22 protein-coding genes are annotated in these 23897 nt (G+C 73.9%); 13 read left to right on the forward strand and 9 right to left on the reverse strand.

From position 1 onward, the window contains the following. Positions 1 to 47 precede the first annotated feature (47 nt). Entirely contained in the window at positions 48 to 875 is an 828-nt protein-coding gene (locus tag AB0399_RS20205; RefSeq protein ID WP_366412258.1) for a PhzF family phenazine biosynthesis isomerase, read from the forward strand. A gap of 146 nt (positions 876 to 1021) precedes the next feature. On the opposite strand, the gene AB0399_RS20210 is transcribed toward AB0399_RS20205, so the two are convergent. Continuing rightward, the gene (locus AB0399_RS20210; protein WP_329370282.1) at positions 1022 to 1426 is read right to left on the reverse strand and encodes a VOC family protein; all 405 of its coding nucleotides are present in this window, start codon (positions 1424 to 1426) and stop codon (positions 1022 to 1024) included. Between the two features lie 274 nt (positions 1427 to 1700). Then, positions 1701 to 2636, reverse strand: coding sequence for an SDR family oxidoreductase (locus AB0399_RS20215; RefSeq protein ID WP_366412259.1), 936 nt, complete (start codon positions 2634 to 2636; stop codon positions 1701 to 1703). A gap of 148 nt (positions 2637 to 2784) precedes the next feature. Between AB0399_RS20215 and AB0399_RS20220 the strand changes: the two genes are divergently transcribed. The 3 genes from AB0399_RS20220 (at position 2785) to AB0399_RS20230 (ending at position 5716) form a co-directional block, all read left to right on the forward strand. Then, on the forward strand, positions 2785 to 3441 hold the full coding sequence (locus AB0399_RS20220; RefSeq protein ID WP_366412260.1) for a TetR/AcrR family transcriptional regulator: 657 nt from the start codon (positions 2785 to 2787) through the stop codon (positions 3439 to 3441). A 5-nt stretch (positions 3442 to 3446) separates the two neighbouring features. Continuing rightward, on the forward strand, positions 3447 to 4313 hold the full coding sequence (locus AB0399_RS20225; protein WP_329370275.1) for a DNA-formamidopyrimidine glycosylase family protein: 867 nt from the start codon (positions 3447 to 3449) through the stop codon (positions 4311 to 4313). Between the two features lie 242 nt (positions 4314 to 4555). Beyond that, complete coding sequence (locus AB0399_RS20230; RefSeq protein ID WP_366412261.1) at positions 4556 to 5716, forward strand: Gfo/Idh/MocA family oxidoreductase; 1161 nt, start codon at positions 4556 to 4558, stop codon at positions 5714 to 5716. A gap of 238 nt (positions 5717 to 5954) precedes the next feature. On the opposite strand, the gene AB0399_RS20235 is transcribed toward AB0399_RS20230, so the two are convergent. The 3 genes from AB0399_RS20235 to AB0399_RS20245 all read right to left on the reverse strand — a co-directional run bounded on the left by AB0399_RS20235 (position 5955) and on the right by AB0399_RS20245 (position 10855). Next, complete coding sequence (locus AB0399_RS20235; protein WP_366412262.1) at positions 5955 to 8381, reverse strand: hypothetical protein; 2427 nt, start codon at positions 8379 to 8381, stop codon at positions 5955 to 5957. A 402-nt stretch (positions 8382 to 8783) separates the two neighbouring features. Then, positions 8784 to 9542: a response regulator transcription factor gene (locus AB0399_RS20240; RefSeq protein WP_366412263.1), complete on the reverse strand. Its 759-nt coding sequence runs from the start codon at positions 9540 to 9542 to the stop codon at positions 8784 to 8786. Then, on the reverse strand, positions 9539 to 10855 hold the full coding sequence (locus AB0399_RS20245) for a sensor histidine kinase (protein WP_366412264.1): 1317 nt from the start codon (positions 10853 to 10855) through the stop codon (positions 9539 to 9541). Before AB0399_RS20245 ends, AB0399_RS20240 begins: the two co-directional genes overlap by 4 nt. A 133-nt stretch (positions 10856 to 10988) precedes the next feature. Here AB0399_RS20245 and AB0399_RS20250 point away from each other — a divergent pair, with 133 nt between their 5' ends. Together AB0399_RS20250 and AB0399_RS20255 are read left to right on the forward strand one after the other, a co-directional pair. Continuing rightward, positions 10989 to 11945: an ATP-binding cassette domain-containing protein gene (locus AB0399_RS20250; protein ID WP_366412265.1), complete on the forward strand. Its 957-nt coding sequence runs from the start codon at positions 10989 to 10991 to the stop codon at positions 11943 to 11945. Then, the gene (locus tag AB0399_RS20255; protein ID WP_366412266.1) at positions 11942 to 12814 is read left to right on the forward strand and encodes an ABC transporter permease; all 873 of its coding nucleotides are present in this window, start codon (positions 11942 to 11944) and stop codon (positions 12812 to 12814) included. Before AB0399_RS20250 ends, AB0399_RS20255 begins: the two co-directional genes overlap by 4 nt. Positions 12815 to 12953: 139 nt before the next feature. Here the strand turns inward: AB0399_RS20255 and AB0399_RS20260 are convergent, their stop codons facing one another. Then, positions 12954 to 13214, reverse strand: coding sequence for a type B 50S ribosomal protein L31 (locus AB0399_RS20260; protein WP_329370262.1), 261 nt, complete (start codon positions 13212 to 13214; stop codon positions 12954 to 12956). A 5-nt stretch (positions 13215 to 13219) separates the two neighbouring features. Next, the gene (gene rpmG, locus AB0399_RS20265; RefSeq protein ID WP_328463179.1) at positions 13220 to 13384 is read right to left on the reverse strand and encodes a 50S ribosomal protein L33; all 165 of its coding nucleotides are present in this window, start codon (positions 13382 to 13384) and stop codon (positions 13220 to 13222) included. Between the two features lie 139 nt (positions 13385 to 13523). Here rpmG and AB0399_RS20270 point away from each other — a divergent pair, with 139 nt between their 5' ends. From AB0399_RS20270 to AB0399_RS20280, 3 genes are all read left to right on the forward strand, one after another. Beyond that, positions 13524 to 15494, forward strand: coding sequence for an ABC transporter ATP-binding protein (locus AB0399_RS20270; RefSeq protein WP_366412267.1), 1971 nt, complete (start codon positions 13524 to 13526; stop codon positions 15492 to 15494). Next, entirely contained in the window at positions 15491 to 17449 is a 1959-nt protein-coding gene (locus AB0399_RS20275; protein ID WP_366412268.1) for an ABC transporter ATP-binding protein, read from the forward strand. Before AB0399_RS20270 ends, AB0399_RS20275 begins: the two co-directional genes overlap by 4 nt. Positions 17450 to 17785: 336 nt before the next feature. Next, complete coding sequence (locus AB0399_RS20280; RefSeq protein WP_366412269.1) at positions 17786 to 18985, forward strand: serine hydrolase domain-containing protein; 1200 nt, start codon at positions 17786 to 17788, stop codon at positions 18983 to 18985. Between the two features lie 40 nt (positions 18986 to 19025). Here the strand turns inward: AB0399_RS20280 and AB0399_RS20285 are convergent, their stop codons facing one another. Both AB0399_RS20285 and AB0399_RS20290 read right to left on the reverse strand, forming a co-directional pair. Next, positions 19026 to 19658 (reverse strand): NAD(P)H-binding protein, encoded by a 633-nt coding sequence (locus tag AB0399_RS20285; RefSeq protein WP_366412270.1) that lies wholly within the window; start codon positions 19656 to 19658, stop codon positions 19026 to 19028. A gap of 170 nt (positions 19659 to 19828) precedes the next feature. Next, positions 19829 to 20830, reverse strand: coding sequence for an EamA family transporter (locus AB0399_RS20290; RefSeq protein ID WP_366412271.1), 1002 nt, complete (start codon positions 20828 to 20830; stop codon positions 19829 to 19831). Positions 20831 to 20875: 45 nt separating this feature from the next. Here AB0399_RS20290 and AB0399_RS20295 point away from each other — a divergent pair, with 45 nt between their 5' ends. From AB0399_RS20295 to AB0399_RS20310, 4 genes are all read left to right on the forward strand, one after another. Further along, positions 20876 to 21556, forward strand: coding sequence for a MarR family transcriptional regulator (locus AB0399_RS20295; RefSeq protein WP_366412272.1), 681 nt, complete (start codon positions 20876 to 20878; stop codon positions 21554 to 21556). Positions 21557 to 21724: 168 nt separating this feature from the next. Beyond that, positions 21725 to 23026, forward strand: coding sequence for a serine hydrolase (locus tag AB0399_RS20300; RefSeq protein WP_366412273.1), 1302 nt, complete (start codon positions 21725 to 21727; stop codon positions 23024 to 23026). 184 nt (positions 23027 to 23210) lie between these two features. Continuing rightward, positions 23211 to 23405: a helix-turn-helix domain-containing protein gene (locus AB0399_RS20305; RefSeq protein WP_328463190.1), complete on the forward strand. Its 195-nt coding sequence runs from the start codon at positions 23211 to 23213 to the stop codon at positions 23403 to 23405. A 7-nt stretch (positions 23406 to 23412) separates the two neighbouring features. After that, a complete protein-coding gene (locus AB0399_RS20310; RefSeq protein WP_366412274.1) occupies positions 23413 to 23883 on the forward strand; it encodes a Clp protease N-terminal domain-containing protein in 471 nt (156 codons plus the stop codon). Positions 23884 to 23897: the final 14 nt, after the last annotated feature.

Raw genomic sequence — 23897 nt, forward strand, 5'->3', positions numbered from 1 at the left:
AGTTGACGGGTGCGCGGGGGTCGGCCGTGGTGATCGTTCGCGCTTGTGTGCGTGGAGGTCGAGGGGGGAGCCCCACCGCGGTGGTGGACGACGTGGCGTTGACCGATGAGGAGCGTCGGCGGGTGGCGGTGACGGCGGGTACGTCGCATGCCGTCTTCGTCTCGGTGGACGACGGTCGGCAGGGCGTGCCCGGGGCGTCGCTGCGCTTCTTCACCGCCGAGGGGGAACTGCCCGCTTGCGGCCACGGAACGGTTGCGGCGTTGGCGTTCCTCGCCGAACGCGCCGGGGGCGCGGAGTACCTGGCCACGCTTCGTACGGCGGGGCGGGTCTTCAACGGCTGGTGTCTACGGGAGAAGGCGCAGTTCAGGGCGGCGTTCGAGCCCGGCCCTGTGGACCTGCGCGAGGCCACGCCCGTCGAGCGCGAACTCGTCCTGCCCGCGCTCGGGGTCACCGCGGACTCGCTCGCGCCGGGTATCCGCGTAGCCTCGGTGGGACGGCCTCGGTTGCTGGTACCCATCACCACGCGGCCGGCTCTCGCGGCGCTCGACCCGGACTTCGTACGGCTCAGGGCCGGCTGTGACCGTCTCGGTTTGCTGGGCTGCTACGTCTATTCCGTGCCGACGCCGGACGGCCGCGTCGCCGCCCGCATGTTCGCCCCGTCGATCGGGGTGGCCGAGGACATCGCCAACGCCAACAGCACCGCCTGCCTGGCCGCTGACCTGGCTGGTCGGGGCATCGCCGACATCGCCGTGGACATGGGCGACTCGCTCGGCAGCCCCTCCACGATCACGGCCACCACGCGGCACGGCTCATCGGGTTCGCTGGTACGCGTGGGCGGTGCCGCGCAGATCACCGCGACGGCCCCCTTGCCGTAGTCGAGCGGGAATCCGCGCGTACGGCGCCGGCCCCGTCACCGAGTGGGTTGCCGGGCCGCCGCACGACCGGCAGGGGTCTCGTCGAAAGTCGTCGGCTCCGCCTGCGAACCGGTGCGCAAGCCGGATGCTCCGGTCGGGGGCGGTGGTCAGGCGATCGCGATGAGTTCGGCCTCGAAGCCGTCGTCGTTCTCCAGGTAGGCGGCGTACTGGTCCGGGCCGCCGGCGTGGGGGTGGCGGTCGGGGAACATCAGGCGCCAGCCGTGGTGGCGGGACTCGGCGGCCAGCGCCTCGACGGTGGGCGGGTCGGCGACGTGGAACGCCAGGTGGTTCAGGCCGGGGCGGCAGCGGTCGTGGGCGGCTGCGGTGAGGGCGGGGGACTGTTCGATGACGAGGTAGGTCGTACCGAGCTGCCAGCTCCGCCCCCGGTCCCAGTGCTGGAAGGGCGTGTGGCCGAGGGCTTCGAGCAGCCAGCCGAACGACGTGATCGCACGGTCGAGGTCGGGGACCCAGAGTTCGACGTGGTGGAGCGCGCCCGGGGTCGGGGCGGTCATGACGCCGCCGACCGGTCGGGCATCGCGGTGGTCCCGCGGTGGCGGTCGTGGCGTCGGTCGCGGTCGTGGTCGCGGCGTCGGTCGCGGTCGCGGTCGCGGTCGTGGTGGCGCACCGGCAAGTCCCCTTCTTCGTCGGCGGGTTCGCCGATCCGGGCGGGCCGGGTGCGTGGGGCGGCCCGACCGGAGTGGCGATTGTACGGCGCCGGGGCCGGGGCTGGAGGTGCGCCGGCGCGTCAGGCGAGGCGGCCCGGGGGCGTCATGCCAACCCGGGGCGTCATGCGAAGTAGTGGCCCTCCTTGAGGTCGGCGATCAGGCCCGGGCGGGTCGGTTCCCACCCGAGCAGGTCGCGGGTGAGCCGCGCCGAGGCGGGCCCGTCGGTGCCCCAGAAACCGCCGAGCCAGCCGACGTACTCCCCGGCCTGCTCGGGCGGGACGGAGACCGCGGGGATGCCGAGGCGTTCGGCGAGGACTTCGGCCACCTCGCGGATCGGTACCCCCTCGTCGCCGACCGCGTGCAGCGCCGACCCGGCCGGCGCGGACTCCAGCGCGAGGCGGAACAGGCGGGCAGCGTCGTCGCGGTGGACCGACGGCCAGCGGTTGGCGCCGTCGCCGACGTAGGCGGCCGCGCCCTTCTCGCGTGCGAAGCCGATCACGGTCGGGATGAACCCGTTGTCGCCGTTTCCGTGCGTGGCCGGGGGCAGCCGTACGACCGAGGAGCGCACGCCGCGGTCGGCGAGGGCGAGCGTGTAGTGGGCGTTGGCGATCCGCGCGTTGGCGCCAGCGATCGGGGCGCCCTGCCCCGCGGCGGGAGCGGCCAGCCCGTCGCGTTCGGTGGCGACGGCGCCGGGCGGGAGCCCGAGCACGCCGAGGATGCCGGAGGCGATGACGAACGGCCTGCCGGTGCCGGCCAGGGTCTGCCCGAAGGTCTCGATCGCCGCGCGGTCGGCGCCGGTGGCCCCGGCGAAGTCGCCCGCGAAGGCGATGTCGTGCTTGAAGGCGAGGTGGACGACGCCGTCGGAGTCGGCGGCGGCGCTGCGCAAGGTGTCGAGGTCGTCGAGCGAGCCGAGGCGGACTTCGGCGCCCGCGTCGCGCAGGGCGCGGGCCGAGTTGTCGGAACGGGCCAGCCCGGTGACCGTGTGGCCGGCGGCAATCAGGTCGGGGACGAGCCCGCGGCCGATCCAGCCCGATGCTCCGGTGACGAAGACGTGCACGGGTAACCTCCAGAGGGTCTTATTATTTGTACGGTCGTGCTAGAAATATTCTGTGTACAGTCGTACCAGAAATGTCAAACCGAGGCCACGCCCGGCGGTGGAAGCGCCGAGGGCGGCGGGGCGGTGTCGGGAGCAACAGGAGGAAGCGATGGCGGGGCGCCCGGTCGACCATCAGCGGCGGGCGGAGCTGCTCGACGCGGTGGTGGACTACACGGTCGAGCACGGGTTCTCCGAGCTGTCGTGGCGGCCGGTCGCCGCCGCGCTCGGCGTGTCGACCACGACCCTGGTGCACCGCTTCGGCACCAAGGAGCAGATGCTGGAGGCCATCCTCGGTCGGCTGCGGGAGCGCATCTTCGCGGCCACCAATGACACCCTCGGCGAGCAGCCCGACCTGGCGACGGCGGTGCGCGCGGTCTGGACCCGGACCTCGGACCCGCGGCGGGGGGCGGAGTTCAGGCTGTTCTTCGCCGTCTACGGGCGCGCGCTCCAGGCGCCGGAGCAGTTCGCGGAGTTCCTGGACCGGGTGGTCGCCGACTGGATGAACGCGCTGTGCGAGACGCAGGGGCCCGGCACCGACCCGGTGACCGCGAAACGCACGGCCACCCTCGTGATCGCGACGATCCGCGGCCTGCTGCTCGACCTGCTCGCCACCGGCGACCGGGCCCGGGTCCAGGACGCGGCGGAGAGCTTCCTCGCCACCCTTGAACGGCGTGACGGGAACGCGCGGGCCGGGGAAGCGCCGGACGGGACAGCACGGGTCGGGAAGGTGCGGGACGGGGAAACGCGGGAGGCGGAGGCATCATAGGGGGTATGCCTGAATTGCCCGAGGTCGAAGCGCTGCGCTGGTTTCTCGATGACCACCTGGTGGGGCGGACCGTCGAGCGGGTGTACCCGCTGGCGGTGAGCGCCCTCAAGACGTACCGCCCGGGGGTCGCGGACCTGGAGGGACGGGCGTTCGACGCGGTCGCGCGGCACGGCAAGTTCCTCGACCTGGCGGCCGGTGACCTGCACCTGGTGATGCACCTGGCGCGGGCGGGCTGGGTGCGCTGGAACGACAATCTGCCCGACGCGCCGCCCCGGCCCGGCAAGGGGCCGCTGGCGCTGCGGGTACGGCTCGCGGAGCCGGCCGGGACCGGCTTCGACGTGACGGAGTTCGGCACGCAGAAGCGGCTGGCGGTCTACGTGGTGCACGACCCGGCGGAGGTGCCGGGCGTGGCGCGGCTGGGGCCGGACCCGCTGGCGGCGGACTTCACCCCCGAGGCGTTCGCGCGGCTGCTGGCGGGCGAGCGGCGGCAGATCAAGGGGGTGCTGCGCGACCAGAGCGTGATCGCGGGGATCGGCAACGCCTACTCCGACGAGATCCTGCACGCGGCGAAGATGTCGCCGTACAAGCTCGCGGCGAAACTGTCGGGGCAGGAGGCGGCGCTGCTGTACGACATGATCGGCAGCACGCTGCGGGACGCGGTGGAGCGCTCGCGGGGGCTGCCGCTGCGGGATCTGAAGGCCGAGAAGAAGAGCGGGTTGCGGGTGCACGGGCGCAAGGGCGAGCCGTGCCCGGTGTGCGGGGACACCGTTCGCGAGGTGTCGTTCAGCGACTCGGCGCTCAATTACTGCCCGACCTGCCAGACCGGCGGGAAGCCGCTGGCGGACCGGCGGATGTCGCGACTGCTGAAGTAGCGCCCCGGCGGCGCACAGGGTGAGCCGGGCCCGGGTCGGCCCGGGTTGCCGTGCGTACGGGCGTGCGGCCCGATGTGGGGCGCCCGCGGCGGTGGGCTGCCGTTGCCGGGCGCAGGACGGGGTGGCGGGACCGGGTGGCGGGACCGGATGTCGGTGCGTGGGGCGTTGACCGTATGGTTTTCCAGCAGTGAGGCGGGACGGTGACGTGCCCGCGGGCAAGCGAGCGGCTGGAGGCCGGCGCGATGGGTGACGTGGACGCGGCGCCGATACGGTTCGGCATTGTCGGTAGCGGTTGGCGGTCGGAGTTCTTCGTACGGCTCGCCCGGGCACTGCCCGAGCGGCTCGCGGTGGCCGGGGTGGTGACCCGCTCGGCGGAACGGGCCGAGCAGGTCCGTACGGCGTGGGGCGTGCCCGCCTACCGTACGGTCGGTGAACTGCTCGCGGCCGAACCGGAGTTCGTGATCCCGTCGGTGCCTTGGGACGTGACTCCCGGGGTGGTGCGGGACCTGGTGGAGCAGGGCGTGCCGGTGCTGGCCGAGACGCCGCCGGCGCCGGACGCGGCAGGGCTCCGGGAGCTGTGGAGCGCGGTGGGCGGCGCCCGCCGCGCCGCTACCGGCGGGGGCGGGGGCATGGCTTCGGCTTCGGCTTCGGCCGCGGACGGCGGCGCGCTGGTGCAGGTCGCCGAGCAGTACGTGCTGATGCCCGGGCACGCGGCCAGGATCGCCCTCGTCCGCGACGGCGTGATCGGCGCGGCCACCTCGGTCCAGCTCTCCTCCACGCACATGTACCACGCGATGTCCCTGATCCGGCACACCCTCGGCGTCGGCTTCGGGCCGGCGACGGTGACCGCGCGCGCCTTCACCGCACCGCTGGCCGACCCGCTCTCCCCCAAGGGCTGGTCGGACGACCTGACGCCCAAAGACGCGACGACCACCCTCGCCCTGATCGACTTCGGCGCCGGCCGCACCGGCCTGTACGACTTCACCGACAACCAGTGGTGGAACCCGCTGCGCGCCCGCCGGGTCGTCGTCCGCGGTTCGCTCGGCGAGATCGTGGACGACAGCGTGGTGCGGATGGCCGACCCGCGGACCCCGGTGGAGTCCGCGCTGGTCCGCCGCCGCACCGGCACCGACCTCAACCTCGAGGGCGCCGAGGTGCACCACATCTCCTTCGACGGCCGCGTGGTGTGGCGCAACGACTACGTCGGCGCGAGCCTGTCCGAGGACGACCTCGCGGTGGTGGACCTGCTGTGCCGGACCGGTGCCTGGGTGCGCGGCGAGGGGCCCGAGCCCTACCCGCTGGCCGAGGGCTGCCAGGACCACCTGCTCGCCTTGGCCGTCGAGGAGTCCGCTCGCACAGGGGCGCCGGTGACCACCGCGGAGGAGGCGTGGGCCACCGCCTGAGGGTGGGGCCGGCCGGGCTCGGCGGACTCCGCGAGCTCGGCGGACTCGGCGGACTCGGCTGCTCGGTGTGGCGGTCGGCTCGGGCGGCGCCGGTCGGGCCGGTCTTCGCACCGGGCCGGTCGGACAGGCCGGCCTGCGGACCGGGGACATGGCGAGCCGGTGCGCGGGCCCGCACCCGGCCCGCACTCGGCCGCTCCGTAAACTGCCGTGCCCCGCGGCCGAGTTCGGAGCCAACGAGTCATGAGCTGCCCGGGGCGAAGTGCACGCTGGTGGTGACGTCACCACCCGGGGTGGGGTCGCACTCGTCCACCGAACCGGCGCACGGACCGGTCCAGGTGTCCGGCTGATACGGCTCGCTCACGGTGCCGCCGGCCCCGGACGATCCACCGGACGCACCGGAACCCCCGGACGTGCTCGAATCGCCCGCATCACCGGCGCCGCCTATGCTCCCCGCCGTGCTCGAACCGCCGCTATCGCTCACACCGGCTGTGGCGCCGGTGTCCCCGGCGGCGCCGGAGCTGTCGGCGCCCGCGGGGTCGCCGTGGGCTTTGAGGGAGAGCGGGGCCTTCGCGTCGAAGTAGCGGACCGTGCAGGGCGTGGGCTGGTCGCACTTGGTGGTGGTTCCGTCGGCGGCGATGTCGACGTAACCGTGTCGCCGGCCGCCGGTGTCCGGGGTGACGGTCACCTTGACCGTGGCGAAGGCGCGGCCGGTGAGACGGGCGGTGCTCCTGCCGTCCTTGCCGTAGCTGACCGTGAGGGTGTCGGCGCGCCTGCCGAGCGCGGTGGGCGCGAACCGCACGCTCACGCTGCAACTGGTGCCCGCCGCCAGCCCTTTGGCCGGTGCCGGACCGCCGCCCGCCTCGTCGTCGAGGAACCCGGGCGACATGCCCTCGCCGGTGTGGCACGAGCCCGTGGTGATGGCGAAGTCGGAGCGGGCGGACAGGCTGATCGCGTCCAGCGGGACCGGGCTGCCGTTCGGGTTGGTGATGGTCAGCTTGGCGACCGGGGCGGCGGCCGAACCCTCGTGCACGTCGCCGTAGTCTCCCGTGCCCTTGATCGTGAGGGGTTTCAGTGCGGCGCCCGGGTCGGCCGGGTCGTCGGACCCGGTGGGGAGGGTGCCGCCGGGGGCGTCCTGGTCCTTGGTGCCGCCGTCGATCCGGTGGGCGCCGGGCAGGCCGCCCGACGCCGCCGGGCCGCCCTTGGCCCCGGCCGCCGAGGCGTTGTGGTGCCAGCCCGAGCCGCCCGCTCCGCCCAGCCCGTCCCTCCCGACGGCGCCGACCGCGACCGCCACACCGGCCGCGAGGACCACGGTCGCCGCGCCCATTCCCACGAGTGCTCTGCGCCGCCGACGTGCCCGGGCCCGCGCCCGGCGGCTCGCCGCACGGCCCATGCCCGCCAGTCGCCCGCCGAGAGAGGCCCGCGGGACGCCCGCGCCGCCCGCACCTCGCCAGTCGCCGGAATCGCCCGCGACGAGCGCCAGGTTGGCCCGGGTCTCCTCCGCCGCGCTGCCGTCCGCGGCCCTCGCATGGCGGGTGCGCAGCTCCAACGCGTGGGCCAGCGCGTCCCTGGCCGCATCCGGACGGCCTTCCAGGAGATGGAGTGTGCCTTCCTGGTGGGCGAAGTGGGCCTCCGCCACGACGTCCGGCAGTTCGAGGGCCGCGATGCGCCCGATCTCCAACGTCCGCTGCCAGGACCTCCAGTGCCCCTGGATACACAGCACCGGCTCCACGATCGCGGCGAGCGCGATCACCGTGTCCCACTCGCGGCGGCCGGCCGCCGTGTCCAGCAAGGGCACCGCCGCGTCCGCCGCCTGGCTCGCCTCGGCGCCGCACGGGTCGCGCGCCTCGATCCAGCTGCCGAGGGCCCGCAGCGAGACGCCGAAGTCGAGGTGGCGGTGGAGCAGTCGCAGGTAGGGCTCGGGGAGCCCGGTCGGCAGGCCGAAGCGGTCACCGCGCTTCTCGGCGAGCCCTCGCGCGCACAGCCGGTCGAACCGCTCGGCGCCGGCCGGCACTTCCGCCATCGCCGCGACCAGTCGGGCGGGCAAGTGGGCGCCGCCGAGCAGTGCGAGCACGGCCAGCGCCCGCTTGGACTCCGGGTCGAGCGCGGCGATCGCCAACTCGTCGAGCACCCCCGGGTCCAGCTCGACCTCCTGCGCCAACTCGGCGAAGCGGCGGCCTTCGTACCGCACCAGAGCGGCGGCCTGGCGCAATGCGAGCGGTCTGCCGCCGACCGCGGCCACCAGTCGTCGCGCGTGCGGCAGTTCGGACTCGGAGACGATCCGGTCGAGGTCGCGGGAGAGCAAGGTCATCGCGTCCGCGGAGGTGAGGCCGGGCAGCGGGTGGGACACCCCGAGCCGCCCGATTCCCGGGCGGACCGCGCCCATCAGCACCGCGCACCCGCGTAACGCGTCCCGCAGATCGGCGAGCTGCAACGGGCCGTATCCCACGTCGTCCAACGCGACGACGGCGACGACCTGCTCGAGGGCGCGCCGGCACTCGTCCGTGGTCAACCGGGGTGCTCCCGGCGGGTACTCGTAGAATTCGCGGACCATGTCCTGGAGGAAATCCTCAAGATCGGCGGCACCGACGCGGATATATGCATCCGGCGCGACGGCGCGCAGCAGAGAGGTCTTTCCCGAGCCGCATTTCGCGGTGAATTCGACCATGCGGCGCGATCGCACGGCGCTGCGCATCAGCCCCAATTGCTCTTCCCGCCCCACCAGCGTGCCCACCGCGCCCGTGTGCGGATGGTTCGCCCGCCGCCGCGGCACGCGCTGAGCCGGGTCGGCTTCGCCCTCACCCCCGCCCCGGCCGCCGCCTCGCCGACCGCCTTCGGGCGCGGCGCGCTCCACTCTCACGCCGCGGCCGCGGCCGCCGACCACCACGCGGAACTCTCCGAAAACGAACCCGTCCATTTCTACCCCCGGCACCCCTGGTATCCCCCGTCATCCCCGGCTTCCCGGACGGGAATGAACGCGGTGCTCCCTGCACCACGCGAGAACCACGTTACGGGCTGCGTCCACCTCCGTGCGCAAAGTTATCCACAGCCCGCAGGAGAAGTCCGATATTCAGCCCACGAGCCCTGTCTCATACGAGATGATCACCAGCTGGACCCGGTCGCGCGCGCCGAGTTTGGAGAACAGCCGCGCCACGTGGGACTTGGCCGTCGCCACGCTGATGAACAGGGTCTGCGCGATCTCGGTGTTGGACATCCCGCGTCCGACAAGCGTCAGCACCTCCCGTTCACGGTCGGTGATGCCGCGCAGTCGCTCGTCCCGCCCGTCCTGCCCCTCTTGCCCGTGCGGCTCGTCCTGCCCTCCGTGCCCGGCCTCCCGGCGCCGCCCGCTCCGATCCGCTTCCCCTCCCCGTGACGGTGCGCGTGCCGGTGCGCCGGCGAACGGCGGCCGCCGGGCGAACTCCTCGATCAGCCGCCGGGTCACGGCGGGCGCGATCAGCCCCTCGCCGGCCGCGACGACGCGGATGCCGTCGAGGATGGTCTCCAGCCGCATGTCCTTGAGCAGGAACCCGCTCGCCCCGGCCCGCAGCGCCGCGTACACGTACTCGTCGTCGTCGAACGTCGTCAGGACGAGCACGCGGGTCCCGTCGCCGGCCGCGCCCGTAATCAGCCGGGTGGCCTCGATACCGTCCATGCCGGGCATGCGGATGTCCATCACGGCGACGTCCGGGCGCAGTTGCCCGGCCAGCGACACCGCCTCTGCGCCATCGCCCGCCTCCCCCACGACCTCGATGTCCGGGGTGTCGGCGATCAGCACGCGCAGACCGGTGCGGATCAGCGGCTGGTCGTCGGTGAGGAGGACGCGGATCATCCGCGAACCCGTCCGGCGGGTGAAGCGGGCTCGGTGACGTGCCCGGGCAGGCGCTCCCCGCCCGCGGGACCGGCAGGTGCCGTATCCGTCGCCGGTTCCGTACGCTCCCGCGCACCCGCGCGGCCACCGGTCTCCGCGGTCGCCACCGCGCCCGCGTCACCCGCCGGCAGCGGCAGCCGCGCCGCCACCCGGAAGCCGCCGCCCGGGCGCGGGCCCGCGCTGAACTCGCCGTGCAGCAGGCTTACCCGCTCGCGCATGCCGACGATGCCGTAGCCGCCGCTCGCTGTTGACGGCCGGCCGCCGCAGCCGAGGTCGACCACCTCCACCAGCAGCGCGTCCTGCCGGTGGTCGAGGGTGACCGCGCAGTCCCGGGTGCCCGAGTGCCTGACCACGTTGGTGACCGCCTCCTGGACGATGCGGAAGGCCGACAGGTCGATGTCGGGCGGCAGAGGGCGGCGTTGCCCCTTCCAGCGGACCTCGACGCGTACGCCCACCTCGTGCGTGGTGGTCACGAGGCGGCCCAGGTCGGCGAGGCCCGGCGCCGGGTCGCGGGGCGGCTCGCCACCGTCGGTGTCGGTCTCCCGCAGTGCCCCGAGCAGGCGCCGCAGGCCGGACAGGGTCTCGCGGCTGGTGGCCTCGATGGCGTCCAGCGCCTTGCGGGTCTCGGCGGGCTGGGTCTCCATCACGCGGCTGCCGACGCCGGCCTGGATGGCGATGATGCCGATGCTGTGGGCGACCATGTCGTGCAGTTCGCGGGCGATCCGCAGCCGCTCCTCGGTCACCGCCTGCTGGGTGGCGCGGCGGCGCAGGGCCTCGGTGTGCGTACGGCTCTGCCGGACGGTGTTGCCCACCAGCCAGGCGACGAACGTGATGGCGGTCAGTGCCGCCCACACGGCGCCGTTGTCCTGGCTGGCGAGCACGACCACGCAGGAGAGGACGGCGCCGGCCACCGACATGAGGCGCGAGCGCGTCGCGGTGATGTAGCCGATGACGACAGCGGCCAGCAGGAACAGCACGACCGGTGCCTCGGGCACGCCGGTGCCGATGGCGGCGACGGACCCGGACAGCGAGACCACCAGGGCCGCCAGTGGCAGCCGGAAGACCAGCAGGGCGACGAAGGTGGTGGCAAGGGCGGTGACGAGGAGCGAGCCGTCCTCGATGTTGCCGTTGAGGTTGGTGAGGTGGGCCAGTTCGTCGCGGCGCTGAAAGCTGCGCACCAGGACGACCGTCACCCAGAAGACGGCCACCCACACGCCCAGTGGCGGACGCCTGAGCAGGGGCGTACGCGTCGGAGTACGGGATGCGGCGGGCATGCGCCGATCGTAGGCGCCCGGGGCGGGGCGGCACATTGGCCCGAAGGTGTAGTCCCGGGGGCTGGTGCACGGCCCCGGGAATGCGGCCCGCGGCCCGATGCGGGGCGGGCGGCGCTCCCGGCACCGTGAAGCCATGATCGAAGCAACGCACTTGACCAAGCGCTACGGTGCCACGGTCGCCGTCGACGGCTTGTCGTTCCGTGTACGTCCGGGACGGGTCACCGGCTTCCTCGGCCCGAACGGGGCCGGGAAGTCCACCACCCTGCGGATGATCCTCGGCCTGACCGCCCCCAGCGGCGGCACCGTCACGGTCGACGGAGTGCCGTTCGCCGACCGCCCGCGCGGGCTGCGGCACGTGGGGGCACTGCTCGACGCCCAGGACGTGCACGGCGGGCGCACCGCCGCCGCGCACCTGTCGGCGCTGGCACGCAGCAACCACATCCCTCGCGGCAGGGTCGCCGACGTGCTGGAGGAGGTGGGGCTCGGCAAGGCCGCCGGGCGGCGCATCGGCGGCTTCTCACTGGGCATGAAGCAGCGGCTCGGCATCGCGGCGGCGCTGCTCGGGGAGCCGCGGGTGCTGCTGTTCGACGAGCCCCTCAACGGCCTTGATCTGGAAGGGGTGCTGTGGGTGCGCGGCCTGTTCCGCCGGCTCGCCGCGGAGGGCCGCACGGTGCTGGTCTCCAGCCACATGATGAGCGAGATCGAGCACACCGCCGAGCAGGTCCTGGTGATCGGGCGCGGCCGGCTGATCGCCGACGAGCACCTCGCCTCCCTGTCGGGGGCAGCGCACGGAGTTGCGGTCGTCAGCGTGCGCACCGCCGACGTGGCGGCGCTGACGGCGCTGCTGGCGGAGGAGGGCGCGACGGTGCGGCAGGCGTCCGAGTCCGAGGAGGCGGTGGAGGTGTCGGGGCTGCCCGCCCGCCGGATCGGCGAACTCGCCGGGCGCCATGGCCTCACGCTCTACGAACTGGCCACCAGGTCGTCGTCGTTGGAGAGCGCCTTCCTGCGGTTGACCGCCGACAGCGTCGAGTACCCGGCGGGGCCACCGGCCCGGACCGGGGCCGGGCACCGGACGGGAGGGACCCGATGAGCTCAGCGTCCCTTGCCGTGTCCGGCGATCCGCTCCTCTCGGCGGACGGGGACGGGCCCCGCCCCCGGTTCACCGACCTCGTCGCCGCCGAGTGGATCAAGCTGCGGTCGCTGCGGTCGACGTACTGGGTGCTCGCGTCGTGCGTCGTGGTCGCCATCGTGGTCAACCTCAACGCCGTCCGCTCCGACTTCACGTACATCGACCACCCGCCGCCACCGATGCCGGGCCGCGGGCCGATGACGTACGACCCGATCTTCCACGGCCTGAACCAGATCTCCGCCGACCTGGTGATGCTCGCGGCGGCCGTGGTCGGCGCGATCACCGTGTTCGGCGAGTACGCGACCGGCATGGTCCGTACGACGTTCGCGGCGGTGCCCGACCGGCGGGCGGTGGCGCTCGCGAAACTGGTCGTGGTCACCGCGGTCACGCTGGTGATGGGGACGACGGTGTCCACGGTGTCCTTCTTCGGCAGCAACGCGATGCTGGCCTCGCGCCATGTCGGCCTGTCGATCACCGATCCCGGGTGCGTACGCTGCGTCGCCGCGTATGCGCTGATCGCGCCCGTGTGCGCGCTGGTCGGCATGGCACTGGGCGCTGTGTTCCGCCACGCGACCGCCTCCGTCGTCGCGGTGGTGGCGCTGCTGTTCCTGGTGCCGCTGCTGTTCGGGGGCGACCGCTACAAGCTGCTGCGGCAGATCGGGAACACGCTTCCGGGCGACGCGCAGAGTCGGCTGGTCGCCAATCCGGCGGCGCCGATCGACTTCGGGAAGTACCCGGCGTCGGTGCACGGTTCGTGGATCGCGCTGGCGGCGTGGGCGGTCGTGTCGGGGGTCGTCGCCGTGGTGGTGATACGGCGTCGCGACGTCTGAGGACCCCGGGTGCCAGGGCATGCTCCGGGTGCCGGGACATGATGCGGCCCGGCACGTCGGACGTGCCGGGCCGGGTTCCTGCTCCGTCCGAGGGCGGCTTGGCGCGGGTGCGCGCCCCGGCGGTGGGGCGGCAGGGGCCTCACCGCTCTTCGGGTGCCGCGTGGCCGTAGCGGCGGTTGAACCGCTCGACGCGGCCGGCGGAGTCCATGACGCGCTGGGTGCCCGTGTAGAACGGGTGGCTCGCCGACGAGACCTCCACGTCGAAGACGGGATAGGCACGGCCGTCGGTCCACTCGACGGTGCGGTCGGTGGTGAGCGTGGAGCGGGTCAGGAAGGCGTGGCCGGAGGCGCGGTCGCGGAAGACGACGGGGCGGTAGGCGGGGTGGATCGCAGGCTTCATGGTGTTCAGCGCTCCTCACGGAAGTCGACGTGTCGACCCACGACGGGGTCGTACTTGCGGAGGGTCATGCGGTCGGGGTCGCTCCGGCGGTTCTTGCGGGTCACGTAGGTGTAGCCGGTGCCCGCGGTGGACCGCAGCTTGACGACGGGACGCAGTTCGTTTCTGGCCATGCCCCCACTATACGACTTTGGTTTTCATTTTCAAGGGCTGAGCGGGATCAGTTTCGCGGCGGCGGGTGTGGCCGGTCAGCGATACTGCTTGGCTTCGTGGTGCGCGTACGCCACCGGACGGGCCTTTAGGGTCGGTCTGGTGACAGTCGACGCCCCACCGATACCGCCGCAGCCGGCCGCTCCCTCTCCCGCCGCGCCCCCGCCGGCGGCACCCGCGGTCGAGTGGCCGTCGTCGCGCGCGCTGCTGTGGGGTGCGCTGCGGGCGCGGCGTCGGGACCTGGTGGCCGCGTCGGCCCTCTACAGCTCGCACCAGCTCGGCGAGTCGATGGTGCCGGTGCTGGTCGGCGCGACGGTGAGCCAGGCCGTCGCGGGCGGCAGCCGGTGGGCGATCGCGCTGTGGCTGGGTGTGCTCGCCGCGGACTTCGTGCTGCTGTCGCTGTCGTACCGCTTCGGCGCGCGGGCGAGCATGCGGGCGAAGCAGCACACCGGGCACGTGGTGCGCATGTGGGTGACGGAGCGGGTGCTGCGCCCTACCGGCGGCATACGGCTCGCCCCCGGCGACCTGCTCACCCGCGCGGCGAGCGACGCCGGCCGGGTCGGCGCGTTCGCCGGGATCGTCGCGCAGACGGTGGCGGCGGTGGCGGTGCTCGCGGTCTCCACGGCGCTGCTGCTGTGGTTCTCGCTGCCGCTGGGAGCGGTGATCCTGCTCGGCACGGCGCTGCTGCTGGTCGTGCAGGACCGGGTCGCACGGCGGTTGCGGCGGCACAGCGGAACCGAGCAGCACGAGGCCGGGCAGGCCGCGGTGCTCGCGGAGGACCTGGTGCGCGGGATGCGCGTGCTCAAGGGAATCGGGGCGGCGCGGACCGCGGCGGAACAGTACGGGCGGGCCAGCCGGGCCGCGTTGGGGGCGTCGCTGCGGGCGGTGTCGTCGCAGTCGCTGCTGTCGGCGGTGGGAACGGCTTTCACCGGCGCGTACTTGACGGTGATCGCGGGAGTGGGCGGGTGGCTCACACTTTCGGGTCGAATGGGTTTGGGGGAGTTTGTGGCGGCTTTGGGATTGGCAAGATTCGTGGTGGGACCGATGCAGGTGGTGTCGGGGGCGAGCGCGGCGTATGCGCGGGCGGTGGCGTCGGCGGGGCGGGTGCTCGAGGTCGTGGGGATGCGGGAGGAAGTGCGGGACGGCTTTCTCCCGGGTGAGTGGGCGGAGGGACAGGGGGCGCGGGTTGTGGTGGCGGGAGTCGAGGTCGGTGGGTTCGCGGGGGTGTCGTTCGTGGCTGAGCGTGGGGAGTTGACGGGGTTGGTGGTCGATGTGCCCGGGTTGGCCGGGCGGATTCCGGGGTTGCTCGTGCGGGAGGGCGAGCCCGGGGCGGGACGGATCGAGATCGGTGGAAAGGAGGTGGGCGAGGTGCCATTGGAGGAGTTGCGGGCCCGGGTGCTGGTGTCGCCGCATGATGCCGTGCTGTTCCCGGGCACCATCGCGGAGAACATCGCGCTGCTCGCGCCCGACCCGAAGGCCGCGGAGCGCGGCACCTGGGCGGCGTTCGCGGACCAGGTGATCGCCACGGTGCCCGGTGGCGCGCAGGCGCCCGTAGGAGACCGTGGGGAGAGCCTGTCCGGCGGGCAGCGGCAGCGCGTCGCCCTCGCCCGCGCTCTGGCGGCGGCCCCGCCGGTGCTGGTGCTGCACGACCCGACCACGGCCGTGGACGCGGCGACGGAGGACCGAATCGCCGGCCGCCTGCGCGAGTTGCGGGCGCGCGACGAACTGACCTCGCTGCTGGTCACCACCAGCCCCGCGCTGCTCTCCCGCTGCGACCGGGTGTTCTTCCTGCACGCCGCCGCGCCGGAGGAGGTGGCGGCAGCCGGCCGCGGAAGCGACGGCGCCGCGGCGGAAGGCCGCACCAAGCAGGGCCCGACCGGCCCCGGCGACTCGGGAGTTGCCGACGGCGGTGCCGTCCGACCGCGCGGCAAGGATCGCGACACTGGCGACCCCAGCCCCGCGGGCGAGGGGTCCCCGCCCGACCCGGCCGTCACCCTGCTCACCGCGGACAGCGGCACCCATGCCGGCCTGATGCGGGACAACGCCGCCTACCGTGAGTTGCTGACCCGATGAGCGCCGCCGGTTCCACCGTCGCCCCCGCCACCGGCCCGGCCGCCGCATCCGCCGCCGAGCGGCCGCTGCTCCCCGCCGCCGAGCGGCCGCTGCTCCCCGTCGCCGACGGCCGCCGCACCCGCGGGTATCTGCGCGCCGCGCTCCGCCGACGCCGTCTGCTGCTCGCGGCGACCACGGCCGTGATGGTCGCCGAGAGCGCGCTCGGCCTCGTTGGCCCGATCGCCATCGGCTGGGTGACGCAGGCGGTCGTGGACGGCCGCGGCACCTCCGCGGTGATCGGACCGGTGGCCCTGCTCGCTGCCGCGGCCGTCCTGGGCGCGCCGGCCACCTGGGCGTCGAACGTCCTGCTCGCCCGCGTCGTGCTGCCCGAAGTGGCCGACCTGCGTGAGGAGGTGGTCGGCACGGCGCTCGCCCTCCCGGTGGACACAGTGGAGGCGGGCGGCAGCGGCGACCTCGTCTCGCGCGTCTCCGGCGACGTGGAGCGCGTCACCGAAGCGGCGCAGGGCGGATTCGGGAGTTTCGTGACCGCGGCCCTCGCCATCCTGGCCACCCTGGTCGGACTGGCCTCCCTGGACTGGCGGTTCGCGATCGCCGGGCTGCTCGCGGTGCCCCTGCAGGCGCACACCCTGCGCTGGTACCTGCGCACGTCACGCCCGATCTACGCGGCCGGCCGCACCGCCGAGGGCCACCGCACCTCCGCCCTCCTGGGCGCCTTCGCCGCGCTGCCGACCGTGCGGGCACTGCGGCTCGGCGGCCGCCAGTACACCCGCGTCGAGGACGCGTCCCTCGCCGCGGCTCAGTACGAGTTCAAGGCCACCCGCACCGCCACGCGCTTCTTCGGGCGGCTCAACGTCGCGGAGTTCATCGGTCTCGGCGCGATCCTGCTCGCCGCGTCCGTACTGGTGCGGTCCGGCACGGCGAGCGTCGGCGCCGCGACCACGGCCGCCCTCTTCTTCGTGGGGCTCTTCGACCCGATCAACGCGGTGCTCGGCGCATTCGACAGCGTGCAGCAGGCGGCGGCCGGGCTGGCCCGCCTGATCGGGGTCCTCGACGCGGCGCCCGCGAAGGCGGCAGCGGCGGCGGGGAACGCACCGGATTCCGCGGCGGAGCCCTCGTCGAAGTCCGGGCCGACGCCTGCCCCCGTGCCCGCACCCGCACCCGGTGTTCCTACGGGGGAAGTTCGGCCGGGCGAGGAGGCGGGACAGGAGTCGCGGTCCGGGCGGGGGCCCGTCCTCGGACTCGACGGCGCGGACTTCGGCTACGGCGACCGGCCTGACGTCATTCACGACGTGAGCGTGCGCATCGAGCCGGGTCGGCATGTGGCGGTCGTGGGCACCACCGGCTCCGGCAAGTCCACGGTGGCCACGCTGCTGGCGGGGCTCCGTACACCCCGGCGCGGCACCGCGACGCTGGACGGAGTGCCGCTCGCCGACCTCTCCCCCGCCGAGCTGCACCGAAGGGTGGCCCTCGTCACCCAGGAGACCCACCTGTTCGCCGGCACCGTCGCCGCCAACATACGGTTGGCGCGGCCCGACGCGTCCGACGCGGAGGTCACCGCCGCCCTCGACGCGGTCGGCGCGAGCGGATGGGTCGACGCGCTGCCCGACGGCGCCGCCACCGTGATCGGCGCCGGCGGCCACCACCTCGCCCCCAGCCAGGCCCAACACCTCGCCCTGGCCCGGTTGTTCCTGCTCGACCCGGAGGTGGTCGTGCTCGACGAGGCCACGGCCGAAGGCGGCAGTGACTCGGCACGGCTGCTCGACACCGCCGCCGACACGGTCCTGCGCGGGCGTGGCGCCCTCCTCGTCGCCCACCGGCTCTCGCAGACCGCCACCGCCGACACGATCCTCGTCATGGAAGGAGGACGGGTGACCGAACAGGGCACCCACGAGGCGCTGCGCGCGGCCGGCGGAACGTACGCGGCCCTGTGGGACGCCTGGTCGCGCCCCAGCTGACACCCACTGACACCCACCCGCACGGCGGTTCGGTGCCGGCCACGCGGTTCCGGCCAGGTGGCCACGGCGCCTCGGTTCCGGCCGCACGGTTCCGGCACCTCGGTTCCGGCCACACGGTTCCGGCCGCTGCCCCGGGCACGGGGACGCGCCGTGCCCTTCCTGGAGCGCTGACGCTCGCTCAGCCGAGGAAGCGCCCCGGCGTCGGGGGGATCTCCCTACCCCTCCCCCGGGTGGCAGCCGCATCGCACATCGGCGGGCGCGGCGCTTGACTCGACGTGTGGTGCCCGTGAGGGACACGGGCGAGCCGAGTGACGGGGGAATGCGATGCGGGTTGCGGTGACGGGGAAGCGGACGGTCGTGGTGGCGTGGGTGGTGGCGCTGGCCGCGTCGGCGCTCGCGGCGGTGCCCGCAGGGGCGGATACGCGTGCGGGCGGCGGTTACTCGGCGGCGGACCTGCGCAAGGACCTCGCGGCGGTACGGGCCGCCGGGGGCGGGGACATCAACGTGGTGGCGCGGGTGGACCGGCGGGGCGAGGGCCCGCTGCGCGCGAGGTACGGCACGGCGGGGGTCGGTTCGAAGGCGCCCGTGCCGTGGGAGCCGGAGTTCAGGGTGGCGAGCACCACGAAGACGTTCACGGCGGTGGTGGTCCTCCAACTCGTCGCCGAGCACAAGCTGTCGCTGGACGACACGGTCGACCACTGGCTGCCCGGGGTCGTCAGCGGCCATGGCAACGACGGCCGCCTGATCACCGTGCGCGACCTGCTCCAGCAGACCAGCGGGATCTACAACTACGTCGAGGACCCGGACGTCCAGGACCGCATGATCAACCACTTCGACGAGAACCGCTTCGACGACACCCCGCCCGAGCAGTTGGTCGCCATCGCGATGAGCCATCCGCCGCTCTTCACGCCCGGCGGCGGCCGCTGGGCCTACTCCAACACCAACTACCTGCTGGCCGCGATGATCGCCGAGAAGGCGAGCGGCGGCCAGGACTGGCGGGAGTTGGTGGAGCACCGGGTGATCGCGCCGCTCGGCCTGCGCCACACCTACATCCCCGGCGCCGACCCGTATCTGGTCGGCCCGCACGAGCGCGTCACGATCACCGGCCCGGACGGCAAGCCCGTCGACCTCACCGATCAGAGCTTCCAGCACACCGCCGACTCGGGGGTCGTCAGCACTCCCGGCGACCTGAACACGTTCTTCCGCGCGCTCGCCTCCGGCACCGTGCTGCCGGCCGCCCAACTGGCCGAGATGCGCACCACGGTCCCCTACGACGACCTGCCCGTGCCGCCCGCCGGCACCCAGGGCGGTTACGGCCTCGGGCTGCGCGTCGTCCCGCTGACCTGCGGCGGTACCTACGACATGCACGAGGGCGACGGTCTCGGCGTGTACACCCGCCCGGCCGTCTCCGCCGACGGCCGCCGCGCGGTGACCTTGTCGATCACGACCACCACGGCCCTGATCGACCAGGACAAGGTGAACCGCGCGGTGGAGACGCTGACCGACCACGCGCTGTGCGGCCGCGCGTCGTCGTAACGGCCTTGCGAATGAAGGCGTGTTGGGGCGCCCGGCCTGATCAGTAAGCGGCCGTGAACCGGCACCGGTGGTGCTCGGGGTGCTCGGCCTCGTCCAGCAGGACCACCGCGAGGTCTTCGTACGAGAGCGCCGAGACGCCGTGCTGGTCGGTCACCAACTCGTCTGCGCCCAGGCGGTATCGGCCGGTGCGCTCGCCCGGCGTGAGGAGGGCGGCGGGGCTGAGGTAGGCCCAGTCGGCGAGGGGCGCGGCGCGGCAGCGGTCGAGCTGTTCGGCGCCCGCGCGGGCGATCGGCAGCCAGTCGGCGGGGAAGTCGGGTGCGTCGGCGACGGTGCCGCCGGACGGGACGGTCAGGGTGCCGGCGCCGCCGACCACCAGCAGCCGCGCTCCGGTGACGGTCACGGCGGCGAGCAACACCTCGGTGGCGAGGACGAGTTCGCCCTCGCGCCCGGGCGCGGGCCGGGTGGCGGCGATCACGACGTCCTGGTCGCGGGCCGACTCCGTTGCCGAGGCGGCGGACAGGGCGTCTCCGACGCGGGCGCGGGCGCCGTCGGGCAGTTCGGCGAAACGGGCGGGCGACCGTACGACGGCGGTGACCGCGTGCCCTCGGGACAGCGCCTCGACGGTGATCCGGCGGCCGGCGGCTCCGGCGGCCCCGAAGACGGTGATACGCATGGCTGACTCCATCGGTTGGGAAGGGGCGGGTGGGGAGCGGAGTTCCGCGGGGCCGGCCGGTCGAACCGTTCCGGGAGGCCGGGCGGGCGACGCACGGGAGCGGGTTCCGGAGTACGGGAGTACGGTGCGGCACCGGCCTCCGGGTCGACTCGCCCTCGCGGACGGTTCGTTCAGGGCCCGAACCGCCGACCGGACGGTCGTGGCGCCGCGACGGCCTGGACCGGACCTCCGGATGAGGCACACGAGACGTGCGAGGTGCGCGAGGCAGACGAGCCGGCCGAAGTACGCGAGGCACCCGAAGCACCCACGTCCAACGGCTTGGCCCTGGGCCGTACTTGGGCGACCACCAGCGCACCCAGGATCAGCGCGGCGCCCGCCGCCTGCGCGGCCGTCAGCTCCTGTCCCAGCGCCAGCCACCCCACGACGGTGGCGACCACCGGACTGAGCAGGCCGAGGAAGGTCACGTTGACCGCAGGGAGTTCGCGGATGCCGCGGAACCACAGCGCGTACGCGAGCGCCGCACCGACCAGCGCCAGATAGCCGTAGCCGAGGACGTTCCCGGCGGTCGGCGCGGGCGGCGGGCCCTCGACCAACAAGGCGACGGGGAGCAACAGCAGGCCGCCCGCCACGAGTTGCCAGCCGGTGGCGGCGAGCAGCGGCGCGGGCGCGGGCCACCGCTTGCTGAGGACGACCCCGGTCGCCATGACCACGGCGCTGCCCAGCGCGGCGGCGATCCCGAGGCCGTCGAGGCGGGCGCCGGACCTGAGCACCAGCAGGCTGACGCCGAGTACTCCGGCCACGCCGGTGAGAGCGGTGCGGGCGGTGAGCCGGTCACCGAGCAGCGCCGCGGAGAACACCGCGACCAGCAGGGGTTGCAGCGCGCCGACGGTCGCCGCTACTCCGCCGGGCAGGCGGTACGCGGCGATGAAGAGCAGCGCGAAGAAGGCGCCGATGTTCAGGGTGCCGAGCACGAGCGAGCGCCACCACCACACCCCGTGCGGCAGCCGGCGGGTGATCGCCACCAGCAGCAGACCGGCCGGCAGCGCGCGCAGCACGCCGGCCAGCAGCGGCCGGTCCGGCGGCAGGTATTCCGTGGTGACGTAGTAGGTGGTCCCCCACACGCTGGGGGCGAGCGCGGTGAGCAGGACGATCCCCGCCCGGTTTCTTAGCACTAAGAGAAAGTATCTCAGCGCTAAGAGATTGGCTAGTGTGATGCCATGACGCACACGGAGCACGGCGACGACGGCGCCGACGGGCAGCCCGGCGAAACAGGACCAGGAACGGGAACGGGAACCGGAGCGGCGGCGCCGGGGCCCGAACCCGGACCGAAGACGGAGCGCACACCTACACCCGCACCCGCACCCGCTTCCGCGCCCACACCCGCTGCCGCCCGCGACCACGTCGACCTCGTACTCGACCAGTGGTCCCGCCGCCGGCCCGACCTCGACGCCTCCCCCATGGCGGTGATCGGCCGGCTGAAGCGGCTGACCCGCCTGCTGGAGGGCGAGTTGCGCCGCGTCTTCGCCGAGCACGGCCTGGACGCCGCCTCCTTCGACGTCCTCGCCACGCTCCGCCGCAGCGACCCCCCGCACCACCTCACCCCGGCCCAGCTGATGCAGGCCGCGATGGTCACCTCGGGCGCGGTCAGCCAGCGCCTGGACCGGCTGGAGGCGGCGGATCTGGTCGCCCGCAGCCGCAGCGCGGCCGACGCCCGCGTGGTCCATGTCCGGCTCACCGACCAGGGCCGCGCCTTGATCGACGAGGCGCTCCCGGCCCACGTGGCCAACGAGCATCGCCTGCTCGCCGCCCTCGACACGGACGAACGGGACGCCCTGGCCGACGCGTTGCGCACCCTCTTGCTGTCCCTCGGCGACGGGACCGGCGACGGGACCGTGTGACGCCACCCTGGGCGCCGGTGCGCCGATCGTCACGGCGGGGACACCCGGCGACAACACTTCGCGCATAGCGTCGGCCGTTGTCCGCAGGCGCCTCGCGGGGGGCGTGTCTCAGACGATTGCCACCCGGCTCTCAGGGGAACCCCAGAATCCCTTCCTACCGTCGGCGGCATGGAAGAGCACAGACCGTTGGCGGACCGCGAAGGCGGGGGGTGGGCGGCCATGGCCGGCACACACGACGACGGTACGGGCGCGGCGCCGGGCGAACCGGTGGCGAAGGAAGGCGCCGACCGCTCCGACGCCCCGGAATCCACCGGCACCCTGGACGCCGGCGCCGAGGATGCCGACCCGGCCGAAATACCCGACGCACCCGGGGCACCCGGGGCACCCGGGGCACCCGCGGCACCCGACGCGCCCAAGGCACCCGGGGCACCCACCACGCCCACCGCACCCGAGCAGACGGCACCCGATCAACCCGAGCCCGAATCCGACCCCTCCCCCGCCCGCCCCTGGGTCCGCCCCCTGCTGATCTCCATGACCGCCCTCGCCGTGATGGCCGTCCTCACCCTCGCCACGATCGTGCAGTCCCCTTCCGCGAAGGCGGGCTCCGACACCAGCCCGACCGCCGACACGACCGTACCGACCACGACCACCACCACTTCCGCGACGCGGTCGACGCCTCGTGCCAACGCCACCGCCACCGCCACGACCACCTCGTCGGCCACCGCCACCGCGGCGAAGACCACCACCTCGCCCGACGCCGCCGTGACCACGGCCGTCCGCGCCCTCGGCGTCAGCGGCCACGTGTCCGTCGCGGTCACCGACGCGGACGGCGGCGCCGCGGCCACGTACGAGACCGGCGCCGCCTCGTACGACACCGCGAGCATCGTCAAGGTGGACATCCTCGCCACGCTGCTGCTCCAGGACCAGCACGCCGGCACCCGGCTGACCGCCGCGCAGCGGACCCTGGCGACCGCGATGATCGAGCGCAGCGACAACGACGCGGCGCTCGACCTGTGGCGGACCATCGGGCGGAGCGCGGGGCTGGCGGCCGCGAACAAGACGTTCGGGCTGGACGACACGGTCGGCGGCGAGGGCGACCTGTGGGGGCTGACCCAGACCACCGCGAGCGACCAGATCGCCCTGCTGCACGCGGTGTTCGACAGCGACTCGCCCCTTTCCGCGTCCTCGCGCGCGTACGTCTCCGGGCTGATGAGGTCCGTGATCGACGGCGAGCGCTGGGGCGTGTCGGCGGCCGACTCCGACGACTCCGGCTACGCGCTGAAGAACGGCTGGCTCCAGCGCAGCGCCACCGGGCTGTGGGACATCAACAGCATCGGCGAGGTGACGTACGACGGGCACCGGCTGCTGGTGAGCGTGCTGTCGTCCGGGCAGAAGTCCGAGCAGGGCGGCATCGACCAGGTCGAACGGGTCGCCCGCGCGGCGGCGCAGGCGTACGTCGACGCCGCCTGAGTCCGCCCCGCCCCGCACCGGCGCCCCGCGCCCCGCACCGCCGCCCCGAGCCCGCATCCGGCAACCGGCAACCGGCATCCCGCAATCCGCAACAGGCCGCACCAGGCGCCGCCACGGCCACCACCCCCACCCGTCTGTCAGTCTGCGTTGACACCCCGATACTCGTCAATCTAAACTGACACGCATGGACCTCACCGCGGTCATCGACTCGGACGACCCTTCCGTCGGCCTGCGTGCCGTCGGCGCCCTGCACCGGCTCGCCGAGCAGGTGGAGGCGACGCACGTGGCACTCGCCAGGCGCGAGGGGTGGTCGTGGGAGCAGATCGGGGACGCTCTCGGGGTGTCCCGCCAGTCCGTGCACGCCAAATACGGGAAGTGAGACGGCCATGTCGGAAAGCAGCGCGGCACCACGGCTCAAGCCGGTGCTCGGACTCGCCCGCATCGAAGCCGAACGGCGCGGCGACCGCAGGATCGGCACCGACCACCTGCTGCTCGCGCTGATGCACTTCCCGAAGGAACCGCCCGCGCGGGCGCTGGGGGCGACCCTCGCCGAGGGCCGGTCCGCGATGGACGCGATGGACCGTGACGCGCTCCGCGCGATCGGCGTCCACCTGGACATGCCGCTGGCCCCGCCGCCCACCCGGGGCAACCGGCGACTGCCGCTCAACTCCTCGGCGCGTTCCGCGGTCGGCGAGTCCAAGCGGTTCGCCGACCGCGAGGGCAAGGGACGGCGGATCGAGCCACGCCACCTCCTGCTGGCGCTGCTCACCGCCCGGCACCCGGACCCGGCGGCGGATCTGCTGAGCGCGCTCTCCCTGGACCCGGACGAGGTCAGGCAACGGCTCGCCGCCACCTGACCCCGTACGACCTC

It is taken from the genome of Streptomyces sp. NPDC088194 (assembly GCF_040702025.1).
Classification (GTDB): Bacteria; Actinomycetota; Actinomycetes; order Streptomycetales; family Streptomycetaceae; genus Actinacidiphila.